Annotated in this window: 4 protein-coding genes; 3 read left to right on the top strand and 1 reads right to left on the bottom strand. The window is 44.4% G+C overall.

The features are described from left to right. A partial coding sequence (locus tag ACTIE6_RS20425; RefSeq protein WP_439558393.1) for a 4'-phosphopantetheinyl transferase family protein occupies positions 1 to 562 on the top strand: 562 nt, incomplete at its 5' end. Here the strand turns inward: ACTIE6_RS20425 and ACTIE6_RS20430 are convergent. After that, entirely contained in the window at positions 563 to 1,411 is an 849-nt protein-coding gene (locus ACTIE6_RS20430) for a transglutaminase-like domain-containing protein (RefSeq protein ID WP_439558394.1), read from the bottom strand. Positions 1,412 to 1,624: 213 nt separating this feature from the next. Between ACTIE6_RS20430 and galE the strand changes: the two genes are divergently transcribed. Together galE and rfbB are read left to right on the top strand one after the other, a co-directional pair. Further along, positions 1,625 to 2,641, top strand: a complete 1,017-nt coding sequence (gene galE, locus ACTIE6_RS20435; protein WP_439558395.1) for a UDP-glucose 4-epimerase GalE — start codon at positions 1,625 to 1,627, stop codon at positions 2,639 to 2,641. Then, the coding region (gene rfbB / locus ACTIE6_RS20440; protein ID WP_439558396.1) for a dTDP-glucose 4,6-dehydratase at positions 2,642 to 3,519 on the top strand (878 nt) is incomplete at its 3' end.

The following is a 3,519-nucleotide window of genomic DNA, read 5'->3' on the forward strand; positions in this document are numbered from 1 at the left end:
TGAATCAGAGCTAAGAGAAAACCTGGGTACCCGCTTCAATATCGAAGAGTTAAACAGCATTTCACACCCTCAGAAAATCAGGGAATGGCTGGCCAGCCGCATGCTCATTAAAAACCTTGCTGAAAAATTTGGTATTGCTTATGTAGGTCTGCACAAAGACGAGCACGGCAAAGCATTTCTGATCGACAACGACTCCCACATTTCCATTACACATACATTTGAATTCGTCGCAGTAGCGATTAATCCGCTAGCCGCAGTCGGCATTGATATGGAAAAAAGCGATGCAAAGTTGCAGCGCACTGCCAACAAGTACCTCTCTCCCGCAGAATTTGACCACGCAGAAAACGACATTTCGCGCCTCAGCATTTACTGGTGCGCGAAAGAGGCGATTTATAAAATGTACGGGAAGAAAAAGATCAGTTTCAAAGAAGCAATCCGCATTCAGCCATTCTCAGTCGGACAGGTATTGACAGAAGGAAACCTGACCGACGAAGAAAAGGTTGTAAAGTCCAGGATTCACATCAGGTGGTTTGACGGGCATTGCCTGGCGATCGCACTCTGACTAGTTATCTTCCGGCTCGTCGAGTGTCGACTTCAATATCTTTTCGATCTCCTGCATTTTATCCTGCTCGCTTGTTTTTTCATACGACAAGATCAGGTTCCGCAACACGCGCTGTACAATTTCAAGGTTGGTGCAGGGCTGATAAAAGATCTCCTTTGATTTGATATTCAGCTGAGCGATATAATGATCAATATCTGTTTTGGAGAAAATTATCCCGCGATTGAAGACATTAATATAGAACTGGGTCTGGTCGCTTTTGTACGTCAGCACGAACAGGTTCGGAAGATTAACCCCGTACACCGGCATACCGAGCTTTCTGGCAATCAGCAGGTAAATCACACATAGAGTAATGGGGTTCCCGCGGCGGCTTTCCAGTACTACATTCACCATTGAATTGGAAGGCGAATGGAAGTTTTTGGTATTCGCAGCAAAATTCATCACGCCGAAAAACAAGCTGTTAATGCGTTTGATCTGGTCTACCGCATTCATTTCTTCCTGGAACTGGATCCAGATATCGTAGTAAAGCTGTTCGATGGTACTTCTCAGCTTCTCAATGGAAAGGTCTGGATAATGGTAGGTGGCGATAATCCACATACCTTCCAGCAAATCCAGGCCGCCCCCGTTTTTCCAGGCTTGCAGCCGCTCTATCATAATGCTGAGCTGCAGTTCGTGGATCAGTTCTTCTATTTTTCTCTGCACGTGCGGATTGAAGCTTTCCTCCCATTCTGTTTCCAAAAACGGGATTACACTTCCGCCCAATGACAGGATTTTACCCTCAACATGCTGGCTCACTTCATGATCTTCATCATCAAGCAAGGATATCAGTGCCTTTATTTCTCTCTGGTTCATTTTCCTCAAATCTGCATTTAACAACCAACGGATAAATAAAAACATTTTTTTTTTATAGAAGCCAAATTTTCTACTTTTGCCCGGGAAAAAAATGCACTCCCAGATAATCACTTTAAGTTGTTATCATAGCCTGAATTCTGTTTTATTGCATACTTAAAGGCGTTTTTTACAAGCAGCTACATCAGCGATAATCATTAAAATTAGATTTTGGGCATGAAAATTCTCGTTACCGGAGGAGCCGGTTTTATAGGTTCCCACACTGTTGTAGAGTTGGATAGAGCAGGTTTCGAACCGGTTATTGTAGACAACCTTTATAACTCTAACAAAGGTGTTCTGGAGGGGATTAAAAAGATTACAGGCAAGGATTTTCCTTTCTACGAAATCGACTGCAACAATGCAGACCAGGTACGTGATCTTTTTGCAAAAGAGCAGTTTGACGGAGTAATCCATTTTGCAGCTTACAAGGCAGTTGGTGAATCGGTTGAAAAACCTTTGAACTACTACGAAAACAACATTATCTCCCTGCTGGTCCTTTTACGTACTATGCAGGAGTTCAATGTCCCCAATTTTGTTTTTTCTTCTTCCTGCACCGTTTACGGTCAGCCCGACGCGATTCCGGTAACGGAAAATACACCAAGAAAGCCAGCTACCTCACCCTACGGAAATACCAAAGCAATCGGCGAGGATATCATCCGTGATCATACCCATTCCAAGCCGGGCATTAAAGCCATTTCGCTCAGATATTTCAATCCAATTGGCGCACACGAATCGTCGCTGATCGGCGAGCTGCCTAATGGCGTGCCGAGCAACCTTGTACCTTTTATCACGCAAACAGCGGCCGGTCTGCGCAAATCACTGACTGTTTTTGGAAGCGACTATGATACGCCGGACGGGACTTGCATTCGTGACTTTATCCACGTGGTTGATCTGGCCAAAGCGCACGTAAAGGCACTGGAATTGCTGCAATCAGAAACGGAAGCCAACTACTATGATGTATTCAATGTAGGTACTGGAGAAGGCTACACTGTTTTACAGCTGATCAATACATTTGAAGAAGTAAACGGGGTAAAACTAAACTATACAATCGGGCCGCGCCGCGAGGGGGATGTGGAGAAAATTTACGCGCAGTCCGACAAAGTCAATAATATAATGAAATGGACTGCCGAAAAATCCATTGCAGACGCTTTGCGAGATGCATGGAACTGGCAATTAAAAATAACTGCTCAATAGATGAAAAAAATCCTGATTACAGGCGGTGCCGGCTTTATTGGCTCACACGTAGTTCGCCGCTTCGTTACTTCACATCCCGACTATCATATTTTCAACCTGGATGCACTCACCTACGCGGGTAACCTTGAAAACCTGCGCGACATTGAAAATGCACCAAACTATACATTTGTAAAAGGTGACATTGTTGACGCAGCGTTCATAGATAAACTTTTTGCTGAACACGATTTTCACGGTGTTGTCCACCTGGCAGCAGAAAGCCACGTTGACCGTTCCATTTCAGATCCGATGTCGTTTGTGATGACGAATGTAGTCGGAACTGTAAACCTGCTGAACTCGGCTAAAAATGCGTGGAAAGAAGATCTTCAAAACCACCTTTTTTACCATGTATCAACAGATGAAGTTTACGGAGAACTGCACGATCCGGGTACATTCTTTTTGGAAACTACCAAATACGACCCACGGTCACCTTATTCTGCTTCAAAAGCATCTTCGGACCATTTCGTAAGAGCATATCACAACACCTATAAATTGCCTGTTGTGATATCAAATTGCTCCAACAACTACGGACCAAACCACTTCCCTGAGAAGCTGATCCCGTTGATGATCCATAATATTATCCAGAAAAAGCCGCTTCCTGTTTATGGAAAAGGCGAAAACATCCGTGACTGGCTTTTTGTAGAAGACCACGCCAGAGCAATCGACGTGATTTTCCACGATGGCGTAAATGGAGAAACTTACAATATCGGCGGCCATAACGAATGGAAAAATATTGACCTGGTGATGCTGCTTTGCTCCATTATGGACAAAAAGCTTGGCCGCGAAGAAGGTGAAACCGCACAGCTGATCACTTATGTGACCGACCGCGCAGGGCACGATTT

The sequence above is a fragment of the Dyadobacter sp. genome, assembly GCF_051859145.1.
GTDB lineage: Bacteria > Bacteroidota > Bacteroidia > Cytophagales > Spirosomataceae > Dyadobacter.